Raw genomic sequence first — 21991 nt, 5'->3', positions numbered from 1 at the left:
CTCCTCTTAGGCCGCGTTGGCCTGCAGTCTAGCGATCAACCATCTTGCGGTTCTGAGCAGACGGCCGTCTTCTTCCTGAGCGCCGACGATCTGCACACCAATTGGCAAGCCTGTTTCTCCGACCATCAACGGCATGGAGAGGCTCGGAAGTCCCGCCAGTGTCCATAATGTGCAGAAGATCGGGTCGCCTGTTGTCGGGCCCAGAACTGGAGCTTCCCCAGACGCAGCTGGTGTCAGGATTGCGTCATAGTCCATGAAGAAGGCATGGAAAAAATCCTCAGATGCCTGCATCTGCGCGAGCGCGTCTTCGTAGGCGGTGTGCGTGATCTTGCGGCCTCGGTCGATCACAGGCTTCAAGGTGTCGCTGATCTGGTCCCAATGGGCCTCAAAGGTCTCCTGGAGGTGTTGGCAGATTTCGTATTCATGGAGGATACGCTGCGTCTCCACCAATCCCGCAAAAGCAGGTGGGGCAGGCACCATCTCGACCCGTGTGCCGAGTTCGCCGCGAAGCTCTTCAAACCCAGCGACTGCATCTGCAGACATTCGATAAGCAAAAGGTAAATCGATCCACGCCAGGGCCGGTTCGGCGGGGGGGTCTGCATGGTAGCCCTCAATCATCGCAGGCCGTGGACGCGGATAGCTCTTGGCATCCCTTTGATCATAGCCCTTGAGCACATCGGCGATCAGGGCAGTGTCCTCGGCAGAGCGGGCGAAAACACCGATCTGATCGAGGGAAATTGACGTCTGAAGCACGCCCTCGCGCGAAATGACACCGCGGGTTGGTTTGAAGCCATAGACCCCGCAGAAGGACGCTGGCCGGATCACGGAGCCATTTGTTTGAGTGCCGAGAGCGAGCGGAATCTGGTAGGCGGCAACGGCTGCGGCCGAGCCGCTAGAAGAGCCGCCCGGAGTGTGCTTGACGTTGTGTGGATTGACCGTGTCGGTCGGATGCACAAACGCAACCTCTGTGGTCTTGGTCTTGCCAAGGATCACAGCTCCTGCATCTCGCAGCCGCTCGGTCACTGCCGCATCTTCCTCGGGCACGCGGCCAGCAAAAATGGGCGACCCGCGTTCTGCTGGAAGGCCTTTGCTGTCAATAATGTCCTTCAGACCGACCGGTACGCCGTGCAGGCTGCCAAGCGGCCGCCCGGCCTGCCGGATGGTGTCCATCTCAGAAGCCTGGGCAAGGGCGTGTTCCGGATCGAGATGGGCCCACGCCTTGAGTTGGCCATCCGTCGCTTCGATCCGTGCAAGACAAGCCTTCACCAGATCGGTGGATGTGACGAGGCCTTCCCGGATCTTCCGGGCGGCCTCACTCGCTGTCAGTTGAACGGGGTCTTGCTGAGCCGTCATGTGGTTCATGGAATATAGGGTCCAAAGAGCTGATCAGGCAGCCACAGGGCAATGCCGGGGAACTGATACATCAGCACCATGGAGAAGATGACGATGCCCAGATACGGTAGGATACCCTTGAAGATCTCCACAAGCTCGATCTCGTCTCGCAAAACTCCTTTTAGGTAATAGGCAGACATGGCCATTGGCGGCGTCAGGAAAGAGGTCTGAAGGTTCAGCGCGACGAGCATGGCGAAGAAGTACGGGTTCACCCCGAAGGTATCCAGCATCGGCAGGAAAATCGGAACAAAGATGATCAGGATCTCTGACCATTCCAGGGGCCAGCCAAGGAAGAAGATGATCAGCTGGACCATGACCAGGAATTGCCACGGCTCCAGGTTCATGCCCAGGAACCAGTGCTCGATCACATCATGTCCGCCCAGATAGGAGAACACGGAGGCGAAGGTCCAGGATCCGACAAAGAGCCAGCAGACCATTGCGGTCGCTTTCGCCGTCAGGAATACGCTTTCCTTGACCTTGCGCCAGGTGAGCGAGCGATAGATAGCGGCCAGAACAAGCCCCCCGAGCGCACCCATCGCTGCGGCCTCCGCCGGAGTGGCAAGGCCTCCCAGGATTGAGCCAAGCACGAGCATGATCAAAACGGTGAGCGGGACGAAAGAAACCAGGAGATCCGTATAGATCTTGGCAACCGGTGGGATGTCCTCCTGCCGTGGTTTGGGGGCGATCTGTGGGTTCATCCAGACCCGGGCAATCACATAGACGATGTAAAGGCCGGCGAGCATCAGTCCGGGAAAGACGGCCGCCGCATAAAGGCGCAGCGGAGACAGCTCGGCGATCGCTGCATAGACAATCAACATGATCGACGGCGGGATGAGAATACCGAGAGTTCCACCGGCACAGATCACGCCAGAGGCAAATTGCTTGTTGTAGTTGGCGCTTGCCATGGCGGGGAACGCCAGCAGACCCATGAGAGTAACGACTGCGCCAACGATCCCGGACGCGGTCGAGAAGACCGCGCAGGTGATCAGAGCTGCAATTGCCATCGAACCGGGAAGGTTCCGAGCTGCCATCTGCAGGGAATAGAACAGCCGATCGACGATGTTGGCGCGCTCAACCACATAGCCCATGAACAGGAACAAAGGGATGGCGACGAGCGTGTCGTTCTCCATCACCGAATAGGTGTTCTGGTTGAGGAGATAGAAGATGTTGTTGGTGAAGACATCAGAGAGCGTTTCAATGCCGCCCTGATAGTAGGCATAGTAGCCAAATCCAACGCCCATGGCGAGGAGAGTAAAGGCGATCGGAAAGCCGAGCAGCACCAGTCCGATGAACAGGCACAACATCAGGATCGCGACTTCGGGGTTCGTCATCTGTTTGAAACTTTCGTCAAAGGGAATCCTGTCCGGCTAGGCGCCGGAACCCGGTTTTGCCGTAAAGGGGGCCTCTGCGAGGATGTCCTCGGTTTCCTTCACATCATCCAGTCGCGGCATCCAGACGCCGGTCTTCATCGCGCGCCAGCAGCGGAGCATCTCGGAAAAGCCCTGAAGCATGAGCAGGAAGCCTGCGATCGGAATGAGGGTCTTGAAGAAGTAGATCTGGATGCGAGCCGGGCTGTTCCAGCTGACTTCCTTGTAGCGCCAGCTGTCCGCCGCGATCTCCGCGCCGTACCAAAACAACGCGAGCATGCCGGGGAAGAAAAACAGGATATAGAGCACGAAATCGATGCGTGCCTGCCAGCGTACCGGAAACAGCCGATAAACGACATCACCCCGAACGTGAGAGTCCTGGGCCAAGGCGTAGGGGCCTGCCATGAGCAGCAGGGCGCCATACATCTGGACCATCATGTCAAAGGCCCAGACGGTGGGGGCGTTCAGCACGTAGCGGACGAACACCTCATAGGAAACGGAAAGGGTAAGGATCAGTATGCACCAGCCGAAAGCGCGGCCAACCCACACACTCAAGCCTTCGATAGCGTAAATCAGTTTTATCACGTCAGCCTCTGACGATTGCAGAAGGGAAAGCGCAGGGGCCCAAGGGTCCCCGCGGCAATTCGCTCAAAACGCGATTGCGTCAGCCGAAGTAGTGGTTGTACGCCAGCTTGTAATCGGGCTGATTGAGGTTGAGATAGTTCATCACATCCTTCGCATAGGCCTTCTGAGACGCGACAACCTGCGCGAAGAACTCGTCTTCGCCGGAAATGCGATCGATCACGATGTCCCAGGCCTTGAGCTGCTCCGCCATCACCGAGTCAGGCGTCCGGTAGACATTCACGCCCTGCTCATTTTGCAGCTTGTTCAGATCTTCCGCATAGCGCTTGGTGTTGTGCCAGTAGAAGTTGGAGTTTTCAGCCTCTGAAGCGTATTTCAAGATGGCCTGAAGCTCAGTTGGAAGGCTCTCGTACTTCTTCTTGTTGAAGGTGATCTCAAAGCATTCCTGGCTCTGATGGAAGGATGCAAGATGGTAGTGCTTGGACACGTCCTGCATACCAAAATCACGATCCGAGGTCGGGTTGTTGAACTCGGCCGCATCGATCAGTCCCGACTTCATTGCCGGCTGAATTTCGCCACCGGGCAGCTGAACCACGGACATTCCCATTTCCAGAAGAACATCGGCCGCCAGACCAACGGTCCGGTACTTCAGGCCATTCATCTGAGACGCGTCTTTGATCTCTTCATTGAACCAGCCAAGTGGCTGTGCGGGCATCGGACTGTTGAAGAAGGAGACGACGTTGAGGCCGAGCGAGGCCATCAGCTCGTCGAAAAGTTGTTGACCGCCGCCGTAATGAACCCAGCCAAGCATTTCCTGGGAAGACCATCCAAAGCATGGTCCCGTACCGAACAGCGAAGCGGCTTTCGATTTGGAGTACCAGTATGCGGAAACGTAGTGGGCACCGTCGAGAACACCGCGGTGCACAGCATCCTGCATCTGGCTGGTTTTGACCACCGAGTTGACGGCAAGAAGATCGATCTTCAGGTCGTTCCCGGCCATGGCGTGGACGCGGTCAACATAGGATTGGGCATTTTCAAGAAAGATGCCGCCGCCCCAGGCAGCTTGCACTTTCAGAACGGTCGGCTCGGCGCGCGCTACTGCGGGAGCAGCCAGGGTGCCTGCTGTAGCGGTCGCAGCGAGCGCGCTGCCTTTTAGAAACCGTCTCCGGTTTAAATTATCAGTCATGATTTTTCCTCCCGTTTACGCCGAATGATTTATCTGCCATCGGTCCTAAACAGTGAAAGGTAATCATCAACTCATTGGAAGAACAAGAGTGATCGTTTTCTAAATCAATTTAAAGATTGAGCGTCCGGGATGCATGGGTGGTTGATATCTAGATTGTGGAATTATTCTAATTTTGACTAATTGAGGTGTGTTTGGTGTGTAAATATTGCGATGCAAAATACTAATATTTGAGTTTTTGATGGTGCAATCTTGCTGGTGTGTCTTTCAGCTTCGGGTGATTGTACGAGCCTTTGTTGACAGGCTTGTTTCCGGTTCTGAAGAAGCAGGAAACGAATAAGCTTTGTCTCGAAGTGCTTTGCTGGATGCGAGGTTTTAGGGCGCCTGAGTATCACGATAGTTCTAGACCAGTTGGTCAACTTGATCAGGCAATTTTGATTGTTGAAATTTTATGTCGGCGTTGATCTCGAAGGGTGACAAATTGCTGCATGGCAATAGAGGCCGTTTGGATGCTTTAAATCGAATAATAATGTTGTTGTCTGTGAGCCATTGTTTCGCCGCCGGGCTATCAGTTTCTACAGTGCGATAATAATATCGGCGGCTGTCGCGATTTTCTTCCTTGCTGGATCGCCTAGGTGATGAAGAACATGTTTCACTCGGTGGCTACTGGCCAATTTGGGAATGAGCTTTCTGGCAGTTTGTGAGCGTGGGAGCACAGCGGCATGGCAAAAGACAAGAATGAAGATCAGGACGCCCCGAGTGACCGGAGCGCTCCAGCGCCGTTAGAGCGCGCGCCTTCTTTTCCAACCCATCCGTTGAGAGAGTCGGTCCTTGGGGAAGTCCACGCACGTCCGTTTCGGCCCGTGTGCTCGCCAAGGGTCGTGTTGCACTACGCCTTTGCGACGAGTGCGGAAGAAGCAAATCGCGACAGGAGCTGGTTTTCGGATTTCTGCGCCAGCCAAGGTGCGGCGGGACCTGCCCCGGACGCGCGCTATCATGTTTTGCCATTTGCCGGCGGTGCATTGAGCTGGGAGCGTCATACAGAGTTTACGACCTACACCTGGGATGGTCCGGCGACCTCCGAAGGTTCCTTCGCGCCGTTACCCGCAAATAATCCGTTTGGTTCGGCCTTTCGGGCGCCGGGCCTTGTGTTGGTGGCAACGCGCCTCGACTTGCTTGAGGCAACTCCCGACGAGAATTGGAGGCGCCACTACGATCCTGCGAGTCTGACCGTTTTTAACGTTGAAGGCAGAGCGGCGCTGGCAGCCACGGATTTTCGTCCCGACGGAAATGGGCTGACACGCTTTCTGGTCCTGAACGAGAGTATGAACGAGGTTCAGTGCGGCGCGGTCGTTCAGCGACTGCTTGAAATTGAAACCTATCGGACGTTTGCCTTGCTCGGATTGTTTGAGGCGAACAAGTTGCAGCCTGAAATCTCGGCGATTGAGACCGATCTCGTCGACCTGAGCCATCGCATGCAGGCAAGTGCGGATCTGGAGGCCAACAAGGGCCTTCTCGAGCAACTCTCTCGTCTGGCTGCCTCGCTTGAAGCTGGAGCAGCCTCCAGCAGTTATCGCTTCGGGGCAGGCCGCGCCTATTACGACATTGTCGTCGCCCGCCTGAAGGCGCTGGGCGAGGAGCCTGTCGTCGGTGATCTCAGCATGTCTGCATTCTTGGGCCGACGTCTGGCGCCCGCCATGCGCACCTGTCAGGCGATAGAAGAGCGGCAGGCGACGCTCTCCCGCAAACTTGCGCGCGCGACCACACTGCTGCGGACCCGCGTTGATGTGGATCTGGAACAGCAGAACAGGTCGCTTCTGGAATCGATGAATCGGCGCGCGCGCCTGCAGCTTCGGCTTCAACAGACAGTCGAAGGCCTGTCCGTCGCAGCGGTGAGCTATTATGTGGTTGGGTTGTTGTCTTATCTCGCCAAAGGGGCGAAAGACCTCGGGCTTCCGGTTCCCGCGCCTGCAGTTACAATCGGACTGGCTGTGCCGGTTGTTGTCCTGACCATATGGTGGACCGTGCGTAAAATCCGGGCACATCACGCAGAAAAGAGTGAGGACAATCCGGACTAGGCACAGAACGGGCTCACGAGGGTCATTTGGCGATGAAGGGGCGCTGGTGGCGTGTGTCCGAAACCGTGGGCAGACAACCCTCCCTGGATCAGATCCTACAGGTAGCACCGACTTGGCAGCATCGCCGACAAAAAAGGCCGGGCGTTTGCTCGGCCTCACTTCCGTTGAGGGCCTAACCCGAATTCCTCACTGGAATTGCTTCAGATAGGCAAGAATGTTGTCGCGGTCTTTTTCCTTGCGCAGACCGGCGAAAGCCATCTTCGTTTTCGGCACCACAGCCTTGGGCTTGGTAAGATAAGCGACCAGAGTTTCTTCGTCCCAGACTTTGCCGTCTGCGCCAAATTCGATCATCGATTTGGAATATTTGAAACCTTCAATCGATGCGATCGGGCGTCCGACAATCGCGTTGAGCTCGGGTCCGACTTTGTTTTTCGCGCCTTCGCCAACGGCGTGGCAGGCCTTGCACTTTTTGAAGACTTTCTCACCGGCGGCTGCATCGCCCTCTGCATGCGCTTGCGCGCTAAGGGCAAGGAGCGCGGCTCCTGCGATCATTACGATCCGCTTCATATGTTTCTCCCTCAGTCAGTCAGCGCGGTTGCGCTCGCTACAAAAAATAGGACTTGGTTTTGAGAAACAACCCGTGACAGTCCGGCAAACTTCATAATTCCCCATCCTGGGCGGGTATGTCGCAGGTGCAGATTTGAAGCGTAAAAGAGCTGGATTGATCTACATTCAGGCTTCCGCGCGAGTGCTCTCCGGCAGCGTCAGCCAATCGTCGAGACCTTCGTCCCAGTAGGGCGCATGGCCATAGAGCTGAGCGAGGAAATCGATAAACACCCGAACCTTGGCGGGTAGAAAGCGCCGGCTTGGATAGACCGCGTGGAGGCCAACATCCTTTGAAGCGCGATAGGTCGGCAGGATAATCTTCAGTTTGCCTTCCCGAAGTTCGGGACCGATGTCCCAAGTGGATCGCAGGGCAACTCCGACGCCGGCAATCAAGCATTCGCGCACGACCTCGGACGAGTTCGTGCGCACCGGTGCAAGTGTTCGAACGTTCTCGGGTCCGTTTGGCCCCATCAGTCTCCAGGGGTCCTGATTGGCTGCCGCCAGGCAAATATGATTTTCGACAAGATCTTCTATGGAACTGGGCTCGCCGTGGCGGGCCAGGTAGTCCGGAGACGCGCACAGAATCCGGTGGATGGGAGCCAGTCGCCTTGCAACCAGACTAGAATCGGAAAGTTCGGCAATCCTGATCGCCAGATCATAGCCGTCGCCGACAATATCGACGAAGCTGTCCTCGAGATCGAGATTGACCGAAAGGTCCGGATTGGCATCCAGGAACTTGCCGAGGTACGGCGCGATGTGCATGCGTCCGAAGGACGTTGGTGCGGCGACCTTCAAGGTCCCTCTCGCCTGGGCCGAACCGCGGGCGACAAAAGCTTCTGCCTCTTCCACTGATGCCAGGATCGCGATGACGCGCTCATAAAACCCCTGGCCCGACTCGGTCATTGCGATCTGGCGGGTCGTGCGCTGAAGCAGCCGTGTTCCGAGCTTGTCCTCGAGGCGTCTGATGCGTTTTGAAACAACCGCTGGCGAGAGACCCATTTCCCGTCCCGCGGCAGACATGCTGCCGGCGCTTACAACTCTGGCAAAGATTTCCATGTCTGTAAGATTGCTCATTTTCAACCGCCTGGAAAACGTTCTAGTGCTGCTTTGACGTATCGCTGTGCTGGCTTATTTGCCAAAATGGGGTCTGAGGAGCTAGACAACCGCAGCGATAATGATTTGCGCCCTCAGGGCAACAATGGATCATATTTGTTCGGAAATGGAAAGGGAGAGGCCATGACCGCGATCGCAATGCCGGCGCCCGACAGCGCCGTGATGGCCAAAAGAGCCGAGATCGTAAAGGCACTTCAGGCGATCGTTCCCGGCGAGGGAGTGATCCATGATGAGACGGAAATGCGGCCGTATGAGACGGATGCGCTGACCGCGTATCGTCAAATGCCTCTGATTGTGGTGCTGCCGGAAACCGTCGAACAGGTGGCCAAGGTCTTGCGCTACTGCCATGACAACGACGTAAAGGTCGTCCCCAGGGGCGCAGGCACCTCTCTGTCGGGCGGTGCATTGCCTTTGGCAGACGGCGTCCTGATGTCGATGATGAAATTCAACCAGGTGCTCGACATCGACTTTGACAACCGCGCTGTCGTGGTACAGCCCGGCGTTACCAACCTGGGCATTACCCGCGCCGTCGAACACGAAGGCTTCTATTACGCGCCTGATCCGTCTTCTCAGATCGCATGTTCGATTGGCGGCAATATTGCGGAAAATTCAGGCGGCGTTCACTGCCTCAAGTATGGCCTGACAACGAACAACGTGCTCGGCATCGAGATGGTGCTGATCACCGGCGAGGTGATCCGGCTCGGCGGCAAACATCTGGACAGCGAAGGCTACGACCTTCTCGGTCTCATGACCGGTTCCGAAGGTTTGCTTGGCGTGGTGACCGAAGTCACTGTTCGGATCCTGCAAAAACCTGAGACAGCGCGGGCGCTGCTGATTGGGTTTCCGACCAGCGAGGATGGTGGTCGCTGCGTCGCTGACATCATTGCGGCCGGGATCATTCCAGGTGGCATGGAGATGATGGACAAGCCGGCGATCCATGCCGCTGAGGCCTTCGTCAATGCGGGCTATCCTCTGGATGTCGAGGCACTACTTATCGTCGAGTTGGATGGTCCGGAGGCGGAAGTGGACTATCTGATCGATCGTGTGGAGCAGATCGCCAAGGCCAACAAGGCGGGGCATCTTCGAATTTCCACCAGTGAAGAAGAGCGGATGACGTTCTGGGCCGGGCGCAAGGCTGCATTTCCTGCCGTTGGTCGCATTTCTCCAGACTATCTATGCATGGACGGCACGATCCCGCGCAAGGAACTGCCAAAGGTCTTGGCTCGCATGCGTGAGCTGGGTGAAAAGCACGGCCTGGGCGTCGCGAACGTCTTTCATGCCGGGGACGGCAACCTGCATCCGCTGATCCTCTACGATGCCAACAAACCGGGCGAACTTGCAGCTGCAGAGGCTTTTGGGGCCGATATCCTTCGCCTGTGTGTCGAGGTTGGCGGCGTGCTGACAGGTGAGCATGGGGTCGGCATCGAAAAGCGTGATCTGATGCCGGACATGTTCTCGGAGGAAGATCTGAAGCAGCAGCAGCGCGTCAAATGCGCCTTCGATGACAAGCACCTTCTTAACCCTGGCAAGGTCTTTCCGGTTCTCCACCGTTGCGCCGAGCTGGGCAAGATGCATGTGCACAAGGGAAAGCTGCCTTTCCCTGACATTCCGCGCTTTTAGGATATCTCATGGAAGCGACACTCAAACCGCGTGACACACGCGAAACCTGCGACGCCATTCAATGGGCTGCGGCGGAAGAACGGCCGTTGGAAATTGTAGGAAGCCGTTCCAAAGAGGCCCTCGGGCGACCGGTGCAGACGGCGCATGTCCTCGACCTGTCGGGTCTTTCCGGCGTTGTCGCCTATGAGCCTGAAGAGCTCGTGCTGACCGTCAAGGCAGGTACGCCGATCGCGGACGTCGAACAACTGGTCGCAAGCCGCGGTCAGGAATTTTCTTTCGAGCCAATGGATTATGGACCACTGCTCGGCCGGCCTGCCGGCCAAGGCACGGTCGGCGGCGTGTTGGCTGCAAACCTCTCCGGGCCACGCAGGATCAAGGCCGGGGCGGCCCGTGATCATATCCTGGGTATGGAAGCCGTATCCGGGCGCGGTGAGGTGTTCAATTCTGGCGGCAAGGTCGTGAAAAACGTCACTGGCTACGATCTCCCACGCGCGCTTTGCGGGTCCTGGGGAACTCTGGCGGTGGCAACAACTGTCACTCTCAAGGTCAATCCGGCGGCGGAAACAAGCGCTACTTTCGTCATCGAAGGGCTCGATGATCAAAACGCGGTTGAGGCCATGTGCATGGCAATGGGCTCTTCTGCGGAAGTCTCCGCGGCCGCACATTTGCCGGGCGGGCTCGATGGGGAACGGCCACGCACGTTGCTTCGCCTTGAAGGGTTCGAGAGTTCAGTCAACTACCGTCTCGAGAGTCTCGGGAAAACGCTTTCAGGTTTCGGTAAGGCCGCCGATGTGGGGCATGAAGAGACAACAATTCTCTGGAAGGACATCAGGGATTGCAAGCCCGTCGCAAGCGGCACAGAGCCGGTCTGGCGTTTGTCGGTCGCACCGACAGCCGGCGCCAAACTGGTCGCAGCTCTCAGGGAGACCTTTCCGCTGGACGCATATTATGACTGGAGTGGTGGGCTCGTCTGGCTGAAAAGCCTGGATGGAGCGCTCTGGGATGGCGAAATCCGGCAGGCGGTTGCGGACTGCGGGGGAGGTCACGCGACCTTGGTGCGCGCGGATGCTTCGCTTCGCAGCACCGTTTCGGTGTTCCAGCCCCAGGCCACGCCGCTCGCAGCCCTTGCCAAACGCCTGAAGCAGCAGTTCGACCCGAAAGGGATCTTGAATCCAGGACGGATGATCGTTGGCGTTTGAGCCCGGTTAAACAGATGTGATCGACCATGCAGACAAATTTTTCACTTGCCCAACTTGCCGACCCGGCCGTCGCTGAGTCCGAGAAGATTTTGCGCAAATGCGTGCACTGCGGCTTCTGCACGGCGACATGCCCGACGTTCACGCTGCTGGGAGATGAACTCGACAGTCCGCGTGGTCGCATCTACCTGATCAAGGACATGTTGGAGAACAATCGCCCGGCCGATGAGAAAGTGGTCAAACATGTCGACCGTTGTCTTTCCTGTCTCTCGTGCATGACCACCTGCCCTTCAGGTGTGAACTACATGCATCTGGTCGACCACGCTCGCGCGCACATCGAAAATACCTACAAGCGTCCCTTCGCCGATCGGGTGCTGCGCGAACTCCTGGCCTTTGTATTGCCGTATCCGGGGAGGTTCCGTCTCGCCCTTTTCGGTGCGTTCTTTGGGCGGCCCATGGCGGGCGTTCTAAAGAAGGCTGGAGGGCCGCTGGCAAAGCTTGGTGCAATGCTCGACCTTGCTCCGCCAAAGGCGCCGATCAGGTCAACGATGGAAGGGCCGGCCGTTTTCACCTCCGGGCAATCGGAAAGAAAAGGGCGCGTCGCTTTGTTGAGTGGCTGCGCCCAGCCTGTTCTCAAGCCGTCGATCAATGATGCGACAATTCGGCTTCTACAGCGCTCGGGCCATGAGATTGTCTTGCCGAAAGGCGAGGGCTGTTGTGGAGCGTTGGTCCATCATATGGGCAAGGAGGAGGCGGCACTTGAGAATGCGCGCCGCAATGTCGATGCCTGGACGCAGGAGCTTGAAGGGGAGGGGTTGGACGCGATCGTGATCACGGCCTCTGGCTGCGGTACCACCATCAAGGACTACGGCTTCATGTTGCGTGAGGATCCGCTCTACGCTGCCAAGGCCGAACGCGTTTCCAACTTGGCAAAGGACATCACCGAATATCTCACAGAAGTGGATCTCGGCGAGCCGGCGCTTACTCCGGGATTGCGCGCTGCCTATCACTCGGCTTGTTCCATGCAACACGGGCAGAAAATTACCCGTCAGCCGAAAGAGCTGTTGAAGGCGGCTGGCTTTGAGGTCAAAGACGTGCCAGAGGGGCATTTGTGTTGCGGATCGGCGGGCACCTACAACATACTTCAGCCTGAAATCGCGGGGAAATTGAGAGATCGGAAGGTCGCGAACATCGAGAAGACCAAGCCGGATCTAATCGCGACGGGCAACATTGGCTGCATGACGCAGATCGGAAACGGAACTCAGATCCCCGTGATACATACGGCGGAACTGCTTGACTGGGTCTACGGCGGCCCAATGCCCGAAGGACTGGAAGACCATGTTGTCTCAACCGCGGCAGAATGAACGAGCTCTCAAGGGCAATTCCATTCCAGGCTGCCAGCAGCAATATGACAAATTCGGCTGACCCTTTGACATGTCCGCAGGAAGTGAACGCACCGCAATCGTAAGCCTTGGTGTTTCTTGCCAAAGCGCACGCCAGATTCGAACCAGCATCGAAATTCTGAGCGAAGCGCTGGGCGAGCACTTTGTCCCCGAACGGCATTTTTTCGATGGCCTGATCTCACCGATTGCGGGCTTGGCGCAGTTATTTGAAGACGGCTTTCCGATCTTTCGTCGCCAGGATATCGCGGCAGGCCCCGGCCATCCGACCTGGCAGCCCTATGGCTTGCGATTTCTGCATCACTTCCGAGAGGAAGGTATGGACGCCGACATCGACGCCCACTTTGCAGAAGATCTGTCGCGCTTCAGCTATCTGAGAGAAAAGTTCCAAAGGCTCGCTGATCGGGCTCGAGTGGTCTTTGTCATCTCAAACAGCCAGAACAATCTGGATGAGGTGGCACGCGATACAATGATCGCGGATCTGAATTTCCGCCGGGACGAACTGGAGCGCCTCCAGCGCGCGGTTGATCGATTTCTCGGTAGACCCTGCGAGTATTTGATCGTAAGTCATCCAGATCGGCACGGTGGCGTGGACCTACCCGAGTTGACCATCCTTGAAGCCGACGAAAGCGAATGGACCGGCGACAAGTCTCAGTGGCGCAGTCTTTTTCGAAGCTATCTTGGCCGAAAGAACATCGAGCCCTTCGCGGTCTGAATCAAAACGCCCCGGCAGGACCGAGGCGTTTTAGAAGTGACTATTTCGTTAGATCACATGGACTGTCGTGCCCACACCGACCCGCTTATAGAGGTCGGTCACATCCTCATTGCGCATTCGGATGCAGCCAGAAGAAACCGCATGACCGATGGTCCAGGGCTGGTTTGAGCCATGAATGCGGTAGAGCGTTGAGCCAAGGTAAAGCGCCCTTGCGCCAAGCGGATTGTTTGGTCCGCCTTCCATGAACTTGGGCAGGTCAGGGCGACGCTTTCGCATTTCTGCAGGCGGCCGCCAATCCGGCCATTGAGCCTTCCGGGTCACTTTGTGAGACCCTGCCCATTCAAAGCCCGGCTTACCAACACCGACACCGTAGCGCCGTGCAGTCCCGTCGCGCTGGACAAGGTAGAGGTAGCGCTCATTCGTGTCGATCACGATCGTGCCGGCCTTATGCGGTCCTGAATAATCCACGATGGTTGGCAAGAATTGCGAAGAGACTTGGCGCTGTGGCGTGCGTGTCTGCCTTTGAGGCTGAGGCGCAGCCTGGCGCCGTGCAACGGTCTGAGGGCGGAGCCAGCCCCTGCGTCGCTGCTTGACCTCGGGAGCCCTGCGAGCTGTCGTGGCGCGATTGGGTTTGAGCTGTAGAATCCAGGGCTCAGTCAGATTTGGGCTCAGGACAAGGGGCGGAGGTGCCGCCCGTCCAGCTGCTGTTCCCTCAGTGGGGCCGAATGTCAGAGAGCAAAAAACCCCAACGGCGGCGACGGCTTTCGCCATATGACCAAAGTGCTTCATGGATGTACTCGCAACATTTCATCTGTAAGCCCGCATCAAGAGCTGCGGACTTGGAAACAATCACGAAGAGGCTAGAGCCTAGAAGCAAGATTTTGGTGAATCAGAACGTAACCATATTGTGAAATTTATCACATGGTTAGCAAAGGCTTGGTGAACATGGTTTGCCAAAGGTTACTGGCTCTTGGGGGGCGTACCCGACTGACTTTCCGCTTCTGAAAAGACAGTGTTTTTGACGAAGAATTGGTTAATAGACCGCCAGCTTAGCATCCCGTGCCACAATGGGCAGAAGGGTTTCAATCTGTTTGGAAGACATGCCCGGCTTGATCCTAGGATCATAAAGCATGTTCAATATGATCTGATCGAAGACCGTAAAGCGGCTGTGTCGTGACGTATCGTTAAAGACGGAGTGAGACAGGGATTGGTCGTCGTTCATGGGCCCCAGTCCTTGAAGAACTTCTTCAACCAGGCATCTTTGAAACAGAAACTCGCCTTCGTCGGATACGATCACGGCGGCGGAACGCTTGATGCCACGCCGCCCCGAAACGACACGCACCAGACAGCGTCCGGGGACTTCGGCGCTCTCGTCCCGATAGATGCTCTTGCGGACGACGTCGGAATACTGTCTCCGGTCAACGACGAAGATCTGAAAGTTGGATGTTTCGGGAGTGGAGGCCAAGGTGCTTTCCAGCCCCCTGATCTTCCGGTTCAGCCCCTTCAGGAAACGATGCACAACGGGCGTTCGATTCTTGCGCGCAAGGTTGTGAACATAGAAACGCACGGGGACCGTGAATTTTTTCACCAGATAGGGACGCCAGCTCCAGGAACGGTATTCGAGGCCGAAAACGGTTTTTTCGAACCCTGAAAGCAATTCCTCCGTCGAGAAGGGTTGAGCCTTGCAAGAGATCGCAGAGCCGGCCCAAAGCACACAAAAAACGAAAAGAGCGCGGATACAATGCATCGAATATTTATGCCAGCGAGACTAAATCTTGTTGCGAATGCCCTGCGACAGGGATTGTAAGCATAGACAATGGTCAGCGCTTTAGGAACAAGAATTTTCCTAGGGGATCAATGGACTTAGCCGTTTGAAAATAAATATCGGCGGGAAAACAATTCTTTAAACATCGCTGGCTATATCTGGTGTTTAGCAGAGCAGCCTAGACTGAGTTGACGGGAAGAGGACGAAAACGTATGGCCGCGGTGAAAAGATCCTTTCGGGCGGAAAGCTTGATGCGTGTGCACGCTGATTCCAGCAACGACCCGGTCTTGACGGAAGAGCGCCGCCACCAGGAGGTTATGGCGGAGATCGGCGCGATGAAGGCTCTTCTGGCCAAAGGTGTCCCGGCAGCATCTCAGGAACCGGCGCTGGACGCTGAGGCTATGAGCCAGAAGATGATGAGTGAATTCCGCAAGGAACTCTCGGAAGCTGCAAAGCTCAAGACTGAAATTGACGCGATGTATGAGGCGATCGCGCAGACCAAGAAAGAAATCGCCACCCTTCACCAGACGACCGGTGCCGAAGGTGAGGACATGACGCGCGTCACCAATGAGCTCGACGCCGTTGTGTCGGGCACAGAAGGCGCGACGGATAGCATTCTTTCCGCGGCCGAATTCATCGATGAGACGGCCAATACACTGTCTGCACGTTTGGATGGACAGGACTCTGATCTTGCCAACGACATTCAGGAACGGGTCGTTCATATCTTTGAAGCCTGTAACTTCCAGGATTTGACGGGGCAGCGCATCACCAAGGTTGTCGGTACGCTTCGCTTCATCGAAGACCGCATCATCCAGATGATGGACATCTGGGGCGGCATCGAGAGCTTTCAGGAAATCGAAGCTGTTCAACAGCAGCTGGCCGAAGGTGACGCAGCCCTGCTCAACGGGCCTTCCCTGGACACAGATATGGATGTTGCCTCTCAGGACGATATCGACGCACTGTTTGCCTGATCGATCTTCAGATTGCTTCCAGGAAAGCCACAAGAACCCGGCCAGAGTGCCGGGTTTTTTTATTTCTTGTTGGACACTGGATCATCTGCAATAAGAACAAATCATGAATAAATGCGGGTAAGCCTTCCAATGGCAAGCGATGATGAAATGGGCCTTATTCAGGGCGATGACGGATTATATCGCTGTTCGTGGCATGGCGGCCTGGAGGATTATCGCCGCTATCATGACGAGGAATGGGGCCAGCCGGTCGGCGGCGATATCAGGTTGTTCGAGAAAATCTGTCTCGAGGGCTTTCAAGCGGGCTTGTCCTGGCTAACGATCCTGCGCAAACGAGAGTCATTTCGCGCGGCATTTGCCGGTTTCGATTTCGAGAGGGTGGCGGACTTCACCGAAGAAGATGTTGAACGCTGTCTTCTCGACAAGGGCATCGTCCGACACCGCAAGAAAATTGAATCCGTCATCAACAACGCTAAGAGAGCCTTGGAGCTGCGGTCCGAATTTGGGTCCCTGGCAGCCTACGTGTGGCGCTATGAAGCTGCGGCTGATACCCGCCCGGAACATCTTGATTATGCTGTGGCAAGGACGTTCACAACTTCGCCCGAAAGCGTTGCAATGTCCAAGGATCTCAAGAAACGCGGGTGGAGCTTTGTAGGTCCGACAACCATCTATGCTTTCATGCAGTCGATGGGAATGGTCAACGATCACCTCGAAGGCTGCTGCCGACGCGCGCCGGTGGAACAGGCGCGCGCGGTTTTCCCTCGTCCCAAGTGACAGTTTTCGAGACCCGGTGCGACCCTTAAGACAGCTTTTCGGCCAATGGACTGAAGAGGCTGTTTTCCTTTGTGAAAACATACTCCAGAGTCTCTACCGTCACAGTGTCTGCGCCATGCTCAATGAGGCACCTTGCACAATCGGCGACACTGTCTTTCGGACAAAGAACGCCAAGCATTTGGCCTTCATTGTTCCCGAAAGGCTGGACGCTGGCGATTTTGGAAAGGGCTTCCAGCGCTGCACCGCGATCAGAAATCGCGGCCTTTAGAACACGGTTGTCCCGCGCTTTCTCTTCCGCAGCCACCCGGTCTAGAATCGCTTTGGCACCTGCGAGAGCGGTATCGCTCCAGTCAGCACTCAGCGACGCCACAAGATGCGCCTGGCTCTTCAGGATAACGCCGTCTGTAAGGATTTTCAGATTGTTGGCCTGAAGCGTCGAGCCGGTGGTGGTGATGTCGACAATCAACTCTGCGGCGTCAGCTGCAGGTGCACCCTCCGTCGCGCCTGCGCTCTCCACGATACGGTAATCAGCTATGCCGTGGCTCGCAAAGAACGCCCGGGTCAGGTTGACGTATTTGGTTGCGACACGAAGGCGACGGCCGTGCCGGTTTCTGAAATCGGATGCAACATCGCCAAGATCAGACATGGTCTCGACATCGATCCAGGCTTTGGGAACGGCGACCACGACGTCGGCAGAGCCAAAACCCAAGGGCGTGACAATGTGAACTGTTTTTTCCGGCGCGGCGATGTTTTCGTGAACCAGATCCAGTCCGGTGATGCCGAAGTGCACCGTGCCGTCAGAGAGTTCGCGGGCGATCTCTGACGCCGATAGAAAGGCGATCTCGACGTCAGGTAACCCTTTGACGGCGCCACGGTAATTCCGCGCGCCACCCGGCTGAAGTATTTTTAAGCCTGCGCGGCCGAAAAACGAATGGGTGTTTTCCTGAAGACGGCCCTTGGAGGGGATCGCGATGGTCAGCTTGCTCATGCGCCGGCTCCCTTAATCTTGGCAATGCGGTCAAGCCACAGAGAGAAGCCGATGGCGGGCACCTCGGTCTCCGCGCCTAGCAGTTGCACCAGTTTGTCGTAGCGTCCGCCGCCCACCAGCTGTTCGTCTGAAGGGCTGTTGAGGCCATGAATCTCGAAGACGAAGCCCGAGTAATAGTCGAGGCGACGACCAAAGTCGGCCGCAAATGTCAGCGTTTGTGTTGCGAGCCCCTTGGCAGCCAAGGCGTCAAGCCGGGCCCGGAAACTGGCGATAGGTTCGGAAAGGTCTATGCCAGTCTCTGCCGCAAAGGTTTCCAGTTCGCGGGCCGCTGTGTCCGCAGGGCCGCTTATGGCGAGATAGCGTCTCAGGATTTCTGCGGCTTTCGGGTTCGATCCGGCTCCGCTTGCCAGCTGGGCCTGCTCAAGAAAGCGGTCGGCAATCTCGCCAGCCGTACGGCCGCCGACGGCAGAAATCCCGGCGATGGACAGAAGGTCTTCGACGACTGCATGGGCTTCAGTCGGGTGTGCACCTTCTAGCGCAGAGAGAAAGCCGAGACGAACGTCGCGCCGCTCATCATCCTTGTTCGCCTCGCCGCCAGCCATTCGGCTGAGCGCTTCCGAGAGCTTTTCCGTATCACCAAACAGGTCCCGAAGCCGGCGCTGCCAGACGACGGGCAGATCAAGGCCTTTCAGGACCTCGACGAAAAGCGTCTCGTCCCCGATGCGGATATCCAGATCGCTGAGGCCGAACTGGTTCACTGCCTTGACCGATAGGGCAAGCATGTCGGCGTCAGCAGCGACAAAATCGTCCCGTGCCAGGCTCTCAGCCCCGATTTGGGGTATCTCGCCGAGGCCGTCTGCGCGCTGGCGAAAGACCGGGCCATGATAGCAATAAGCGGCTTGTCGTGCTGCGGCGCCGTTTTCCAGGTGCAAGCGGCATACAGGGATCGTGAAATCCGGACGCAGACAAAGGTCCTCGCCATCCGTCCCATTGGTCAAGAACAGACGGCGACGAATGTCCTCGCCCACAAGGTCCAGGAAGACGTCGGCAGGCTGGAGGATTGGCGGTGAGACTTTGTCATGGCCGGCATCCTTAAAAAGTGCCAGCACCGTTTCAATGTCATCAGTCGTCAGGCTGCTCTGCGGCATCGTCAAACTTCTCCCGACAGGCGTCTGCGATCTTCAGCCTGCTGGTCAAGCAAGGTGCGAACGGTCTGGACCAGATCGTCCGTCTTGATCGTGATCTGCGCCGGGCGGCTTTCGCGCCACGTGATGTTGTCGACATCGGTCGCTTCTGACGCAAGTCGCGCGCCCTCGATTAGGTCCTTGATCTGTAGCTCTCCCGCGTCCCGCTCGTCCGAGCCTTGAATGATCGCGATCGGGCAGTCTCTGCGGTCGGCATATTTCAACTGGTTGCCGAATTTCTTCCAATTGCCCTGATACATCTCGGCGCGAATGCCCGCAGCACGGAGATCCTGGGTCATTTTCTGATAGCGCCCGAGTGCCTCGGCATCTCCGTCCATAACTGTGACGAGAACCGGAGCGATAGCATCCTCAACATCAAGCTTGCCGAGGTTCTTGAGCGCACTCATCAAACGCGAGACGCCAATGGAAAAGCCGGTGGCTGGCACATCGCGGCCTGTGAAGCGCTTGACGAGACCATCATAGCGCCCGCCGCCTCCGACGGAACCGAACTGGACGACTTCACCCTTTTCGTTTTTTACGTCGAAGAGAAGCTCTGCCTCATAAACGGGCCCGGTGTAATATTCGAGGCCACGGACGACCGATGGATCGATAGAGATACGATCTGACATGTAACCGCCGGATTTGACCAGATCCGAGATCAGCTTGAGTTCCCGAAAGCCCGCATCAAAACTCTCGTTGATCGCGAATTTGGAAAGCGCGGCTGTCTTGAAAGTCAGATCATTGGTGTAGTCGATCAGATCATCGATCGCGGAGGCTTCCAGGATCTCGATGATGGCGTCGATTGCCATGTCGGACAGGCTCGCCCCTGCCGTGAAGTCGCCGCTCTCGTCCTTGCGTCCAGCGCCCAGAAGCAAGCGAACGCCTTCTGCGCCGAACTTGTCGTATTTATCCATCGCCCGCAAAACGGTCAGACGGCGTTCGGCGTCGTCTTCGCCGCCAAGCCCGATGGCTTCCATGACACCGTCAAGAACCTTACGGTTGTTTACCCGGATCACGTATTGACCACGAGGGATCCCGAGGGCTTCCATGGCATCGGCCATCATCATGCACATTTCAGCGTCAGTCTGGACACTTGGTGCTCCGACCGTGTCGGCGTCAAACTGCATGAATTGCCGGAATCGCCCGGGGCCGGGCTTTTCGTTGCGGAACACCCAACCAGCGCGATAGGTGCGGTAGGGCATTTGGATTTCATTGATGTTTTCAGAGACGTGCCGAGCAAGGGGGGCGGTCAGATCGTACCGCAAGCTCATCCACTGTTCATCGTCGTCCTGAACTGAAAACACACCGGCATTGGGCCGGTCAGTGTCTGGCAGGAATTTGCCAAGGCAGTCCGTATATTCAAAGGCCGGTGTCTCGATCGGGTCGAACCCGTAGCGTTCGTAGACCTCGCGGATCTTACCGATCATCTCGTCCGCCGCCCTGATTTCTGCAGCGGAGCGATCCACAAAACCACGCGGCAAGCGGGCTTTTAATTTGTTCGGTTTCTTGGCCATTGATGCGTCAGTCCTGGCGAGGTGCTACGCCCGGCCGAACAGGTCCATGAACTGGACCGCAGCACAGGCGACAATTTCCCGGGTGTCCTAGACGAAACAGGAGGGTAGGGCAAGTTTAGGACATACTCAGGCCTTAGGGGCCATACGGAAAAGTAATGAGTTTGTGCAATCACCTTGCCGGAGAACGGCAGAAGCTGCCTTGGCCCATCGCGAGCGGCATTTGAGAGTTAAATTGCTCGGCCGCCGATATCGCATGACCAGGACACGGGGTTGCTTGCATTCCCGGTCTGCAAAGTTATGGTCCGCGCACTTTTAAAGCGCGATAAAACTGCGGTCCTGCCGCAGAAACGAATGAAGAAAGCGGAGCACGCGTGTCGATGGAAAGTGCAGCAGAACTGAGGAAGCTCGATGGAGCAGGCAAGGTGGCTCCGGCAGACCTTGCTGACGCGATGCCACGCGCCGCCGAATTGAGCATCGTTCTGCCGACGTTCAATGAAGCGCAAAACGTGCCGATCCTGATCGAGTTGCTGCATGAAACGCTCGATGGCATCGATTGGGAGGCTATCGTTGTCGACGACAATTCGCCCGATGGAACAACAGAAGCTGCGCGAGTGCTGGCCCGACAGGACCCGCGGGTACGTGTCATCAGGCGTATTGGTCGACGCGGATTGTCGGGCGCCTGCATCGAAGGCATGCTTGCCAGCTCCGCGGATTATGTAGCTGTCATGGATGCTGATTTGCAGCATGACGAAGCGCTGTTACCTGAGATGTTGGCGGAACTGAAGCACGGCGAAACTGATCTCGTGGTGGCCAGCCGAAAGGTCGAAGGCGGGACCATAGGTGAGGGCCTTTCCAAGTTCCGTGCCTGGGGCTCCAACATTGCCAACTCTCTTGCACAGAAGCTGTTGAACGTTTCCCTCAGCGACCCGATGAGCGGATTTTTCATGATCCGGCGCGAGAAAGCCGAAGAAATTGCGCCAAGGCTTTCGGCGCAGGGCTTCAAGATCTTGCTCGATATCGTGTCGAGCTTTGGCGGACGGCTCCGGATCAAGGAACTGCCATTCACCTTTCGGGAGCGGCAGCACGGCGAGAGCAAGCTGGATACGCTGGTGACCCTGGACTATTTTGGGCTCTTGCTGGCCAAATATTTTGGCAATGCCATTTCCGTCAGGTTTCTGATGTTCGGCCTGGTTGGCGCCAGTGGGCTGGTTGTGCATCTCATCGCGCTTCGCTTGTTCCTGGTTGTCGGTGACTACGGGTTTAATCTGGCGCAGACTGCAGCCTCCTTCGTTGCCATGACCTCCAACTTCTTCCTGAACAATCAGCTGACCTATCGTGATCGCCGTCTGACGGGCATCAAGGCCATACAGGGCCTTTTGACCTTCTATGCGGTTTGCAGCGTCGGTGTTCTTGCAAATGTTGGCGTGGCAGGTCTGATCTACCAGGATCCGGCCTACTGGTTGTTCGCTGGCACCGCCGGTGCGATCATGGGCGCTGTTTGGAACTATGCGGCGAGCTCTGCGCTGACCTGGCGCAAGAGCTGACG

18 protein-coding genes and 1 pseudogene are annotated in these 21991 nt (G+C 56.8%); 8 read left to right on the top strand and 11 right to left on the bottom strand.

All coding sequences use genetic code 11. The annotated features are described in order from the left end of the window. Nucleotides 1-6: 6 nt before the first annotated feature. From IG617_RS17505 to IG617_RS17490, 4 genes are all read right to left on the bottom strand, one after another. The gene (locus IG617_RS17505) at nt 7-1362 is read right to left on the bottom strand and encodes an amidase (RefSeq protein ID WP_254170602.1); all 1356 of its coding nucleotides are present in this window, start codon (nt 1360-1362) and stop codon (nt 7-9) included. Then, entirely contained in the window at nt 1359-2723 is a 1365-nt protein-coding gene (locus tag IG617_RS17500; protein ID WP_192110519.1) for a TRAP transporter large permease, read from the bottom strand. The genes IG617_RS17505 and IG617_RS17500 overlap by 4 nt, the downstream gene beginning before the upstream one ends. 36 nt (nt 2724-2759) lie before the next feature. Further along, nucleotides 2760-3344, bottom strand: coding sequence for a TRAP transporter small permease subunit (locus IG617_RS17495; protein WP_192110518.1), 585 nt, complete (start codon nt 3342-3344; stop codon nt 2760-2762). Nucleotides 3345-3423: 79 nt separating this feature from the next. Then, the gene (locus tag IG617_RS17490) at nt 3424-4527 is read right to left on the bottom strand and encodes a TRAP transporter substrate-binding protein (RefSeq protein ID WP_192110517.1); all 1104 of its coding nucleotides are present in this window, start codon (nt 4525-4527) and stop codon (nt 3424-3426) included. 719 nt (nt 4528-5246) lie between these two features. Here IG617_RS17490 and IG617_RS17485 point away from each other — a divergent pair. After that, complete coding sequence (locus IG617_RS17485; protein ID WP_192110516.1) at nt 5247-6602, top strand: DUF3422 family protein; 1356 nt, start codon at nt 5247-5249, stop codon at nt 6600-6602. Nucleotides 6603-6788: 186 nt separating this feature from the next. On the opposite strand, the gene IG617_RS17480 is transcribed toward IG617_RS17485, so the two are convergent. Both IG617_RS17480 and IG617_RS17475 read right to left on the bottom strand, forming a co-directional pair. Beyond that, entirely contained in the window at nt 6789-7169 is a 381-nt protein-coding gene (locus tag IG617_RS17480) for a c-type cytochrome (protein WP_192110515.1), read from the bottom strand. A gap of 165 nt (nt 7170-7334) precedes the next feature. After that, nucleotides 7335-8282: a LysR family transcriptional regulator gene (locus IG617_RS17475; RefSeq protein ID WP_192110514.1), complete on the bottom strand. Its 948-nt coding sequence runs from the start codon at nt 8280-8282 to the stop codon at nt 7335-7337. 162 nt (nt 8283-8444) lie between these two features. Here IG617_RS17475 and IG617_RS17470 point away from each other — a divergent pair, with 162 nt between their 5' ends. The 4 genes from IG617_RS17470 to IG617_RS17455 all read left to right on the top strand — a co-directional run bounded on the left by IG617_RS17470 (nt 8445) and on the right by IG617_RS17455 (nt 13252). Then, on the top strand, nt 8445-9941 hold the full coding sequence (locus tag IG617_RS17470; RefSeq protein WP_192110513.1) for an FAD-linked oxidase C-terminal domain-containing protein: 1497 nt from the start codon (nt 8445-8447) through the stop codon (nt 9939-9941). Nucleotides 9942-9949: 8 nt separating this feature from the next. Further along, on the top strand, nt 9950-11140 hold the full coding sequence (gene glcE, locus IG617_RS17465; protein WP_192110512.1) for a glycolate oxidase subunit GlcE: 1191 nt from the start codon (nt 9950-9952) through the stop codon (nt 11138-11140). Nucleotides 11141-11166: 26 nt separating this feature from the next. Beyond that, nucleotides 11167-12501, top strand: coding sequence for a glycolate oxidase subunit GlcF (gene glcF, locus IG617_RS17460; protein WP_192110511.1), 1335 nt, complete (start codon nt 11167-11169; stop codon nt 12499-12501). A gap of 70 nt (nt 12502-12571) precedes the next feature. Then, nucleotides 12572-13252 carry a hypothetical protein gene (locus IG617_RS17455; protein ID WP_192110510.1) on the top strand — a complete coding sequence of 227 codons (681 nt, stop codon included), beginning with the start codon at nt 12572-12574 and terminating at the stop codon, nt 13250-13252. A gap of 48 nt (nt 13253-13300) precedes the next feature. Here IG617_RS17455 and IG617_RS17450 read toward each other — a convergent pair whose 3' ends face one another. Beyond that, the gene (locus IG617_RS17450; protein ID WP_254170601.1) at nt 13301-14041 is read right to left on the bottom strand and encodes a L,D-transpeptidase; all 741 of its coding nucleotides are present in this window, start codon (nt 14039-14041) and stop codon (nt 13301-13303) included. A gap of 244 nt (nt 14042-14285) precedes the next feature. Continuing rightward, on the bottom strand, nt 14286-14999 hold the full coding sequence (locus tag IG617_RS17445; RefSeq protein WP_192110509.1) for a DUF2927 domain-containing protein: 714 nt from the start codon (nt 14997-14999) through the stop codon (nt 14286-14288). A 269-nt stretch (nt 15000-15268) separates the two neighbouring features. Here IG617_RS17445 and IG617_RS17440 point away from each other — a divergent pair, with 269 nt between their 5' ends. After that, nucleotides 15269-15988, top strand: coding sequence for a protein phosphatase CheZ (locus IG617_RS17440; protein ID WP_209008571.1), 720 nt, complete (start codon nt 15269-15271; stop codon nt 15986-15988). Between the two features lie 129 nt (nt 15989-16117). Next, entirely contained in the window at nt 16118-16759 is a 642-nt protein-coding gene (locus IG617_RS17435) for a DNA-3-methyladenine glycosylase I (protein WP_192110507.1), read from the top strand. A gap of 25 nt (nt 16760-16784) precedes the next feature. Here IG617_RS17435 and hisG read toward each other — a convergent pair whose 3' ends face one another. From hisG to hisS, 3 genes and pseudogenes are all read right to left on the bottom strand, one after another. Then, on the bottom strand, nt 16785-17747 hold the full coding sequence (gene hisG, locus IG617_RS17430; RefSeq protein ID WP_192110506.1) for an ATP phosphoribosyltransferase: 963 nt from the start codon (nt 17745-17747) through the stop codon (nt 16785-16787). Next, nucleotides 17744-18895, bottom strand: coding sequence for an ATP phosphoribosyltransferase regulatory subunit (locus IG617_RS17425; RefSeq protein WP_192110505.1), 1152 nt, complete (start codon nt 18893-18895; stop codon nt 17744-17746). Before IG617_RS17425 ends, hisG begins: the two co-directional genes overlap by 4 nt. Nucleotides 18896-18897: 2 nt before the next feature. Beyond that, nucleotides 18898-20439, bottom strand: a pseudogene (gene hisS / locus IG617_RS17420) (histidine--tRNA ligase); the annotation flags it as partial. A gap of 455 nt (nt 20440-20894) precedes the next feature. Between hisS and IG617_RS17415 the strand changes: the two are divergent. Further along, nucleotides 20895-21989, top strand: coding sequence for a glycosyltransferase family 2 protein (locus IG617_RS17415; protein WP_254170620.1), 1095 nt, complete (start codon nt 20895-20897; stop codon nt 21987-21989). Nucleotides 21990-21991 lie beyond the last annotated feature (2 nt).

The organism is Roseibium polysiphoniae, from assembly GCF_014842925.1.
Taxonomy (GTDB): Bacteria; Pseudomonadota; Alphaproteobacteria; order Rhizobiales; family Stappiaceae; genus Roseibium; species Roseibium polysiphoniae.
Note: the sequence above shows the minus strand (reverse complement) of the source record. Positions and strands in the feature narration are given on the sequence as shown.

Excerpts from the sequence above, each read along its gene's own strand:
- IG617_RS17425 (WP_192110505.1), bottom strand. The coding sequence starts at position 18,895 with ATGCCGCAGAGCAGCCTGACGACTGATGACATTGAAACGGTGCTGGCA.
- IG617_RS17440 (WP_209008571.1), top strand. The coding sequence starts at position 15,269 with ATGCGTGTGCACGCTGATTCCAGCAACGACCCGGTCTTGACGGAAGAG.
- IG617_RS17415 (WP_254170620.1), top strand. The coding sequence starts at position 20,895 with ATGCCACGCGCCGCCGAATTGAGCATCGTTCTGCCGACGTTCAATGAA.
- IG617_RS17450 (WP_254170601.1), bottom strand. The coding sequence starts at position 14,041 with ATGAAGCACTTTGGTCATATGGCGAAAGCCGTCGCCGCCGTTGGGGTT.
- IG617_RS17490 (WP_192110517.1), bottom strand. The coding sequence starts at position 4,527 with ATGACTGATAATTTAAACCGGAGACGGTTTCTAAAAGGCAGCGCGCTC.
- hisG (WP_192110506.1), bottom strand. The coding sequence starts at position 17,747 with ATGAGCAAGCTGACCATCGCGATCCCCTCCAAGGGCCGTCTTCAGGAA.
- IG617_RS17485 (WP_192110516.1), top strand. The coding sequence starts at position 5,247 with ATGGCAAAAGACAAGAATGAAGATCAGGACGCCCCGAGTGACCGGAGC.
- glcE (WP_192110512.1), top strand. The coding sequence starts at position 9,950 with ATGGAAGCGACACTCAAACCGCGTGACACACGCGAAACCTGCGACGCC.
- IG617_RS17505 (WP_254170602.1), bottom strand. The coding sequence starts at position 1,362 with ATGAACCACATGACGGCTCAGCAAGACCCCGTTCAACTGACAGCGAGT.
- IG617_RS17455 (WP_192110510.1), top strand. The coding sequence starts at position 12,572 with ATGTCCGCAGGAAGTGAACGCACCGCAATCGTAAGCCTTGGTGTTTCT.
- IG617_RS17475 (WP_192110514.1), bottom strand. The coding sequence starts at position 8,282 with ATGAGCAATCTTACAGACATGGAAATCTTTGCCAGAGTTGTAAGCGCC.
- IG617_RS17435 (WP_192110507.1), top strand. The coding sequence starts at position 16,118 with ATGGCAAGCGATGATGAAATGGGCCTTATTCAGGGCGATGACGGATTA.
- IG617_RS17480 (WP_192110515.1), bottom strand. The coding sequence starts at position 7,169 with ATGAAGCGGATCGTAATGATCGCAGGAGCCGCGCTCCTTGCCCTTAGC.
- IG617_RS17500 (WP_192110519.1), bottom strand. The coding sequence starts at position 2,723 with ATGACGAACCCCGAAGTCGCGATCCTGATGTTGTGCCTGTTCATCGGA.
- IG617_RS17445 (WP_192110509.1), bottom strand. The coding sequence starts at position 14,999 with ATGCATTGTATCCGCGCTCTTTTCGTTTTTTGTGTGCTTTGGGCCGGC.
- glcF (WP_192110511.1), top strand. The coding sequence starts at position 11,167 with ATGCAGACAAATTTTTCACTTGCCCAACTTGCCGACCCGGCCGTCGCT.
- IG617_RS17470 (WP_192110513.1), top strand. The coding sequence starts at position 8,445 with ATGACCGCGATCGCAATGCCGGCGCCCGACAGCGCCGTGATGGCCAAA.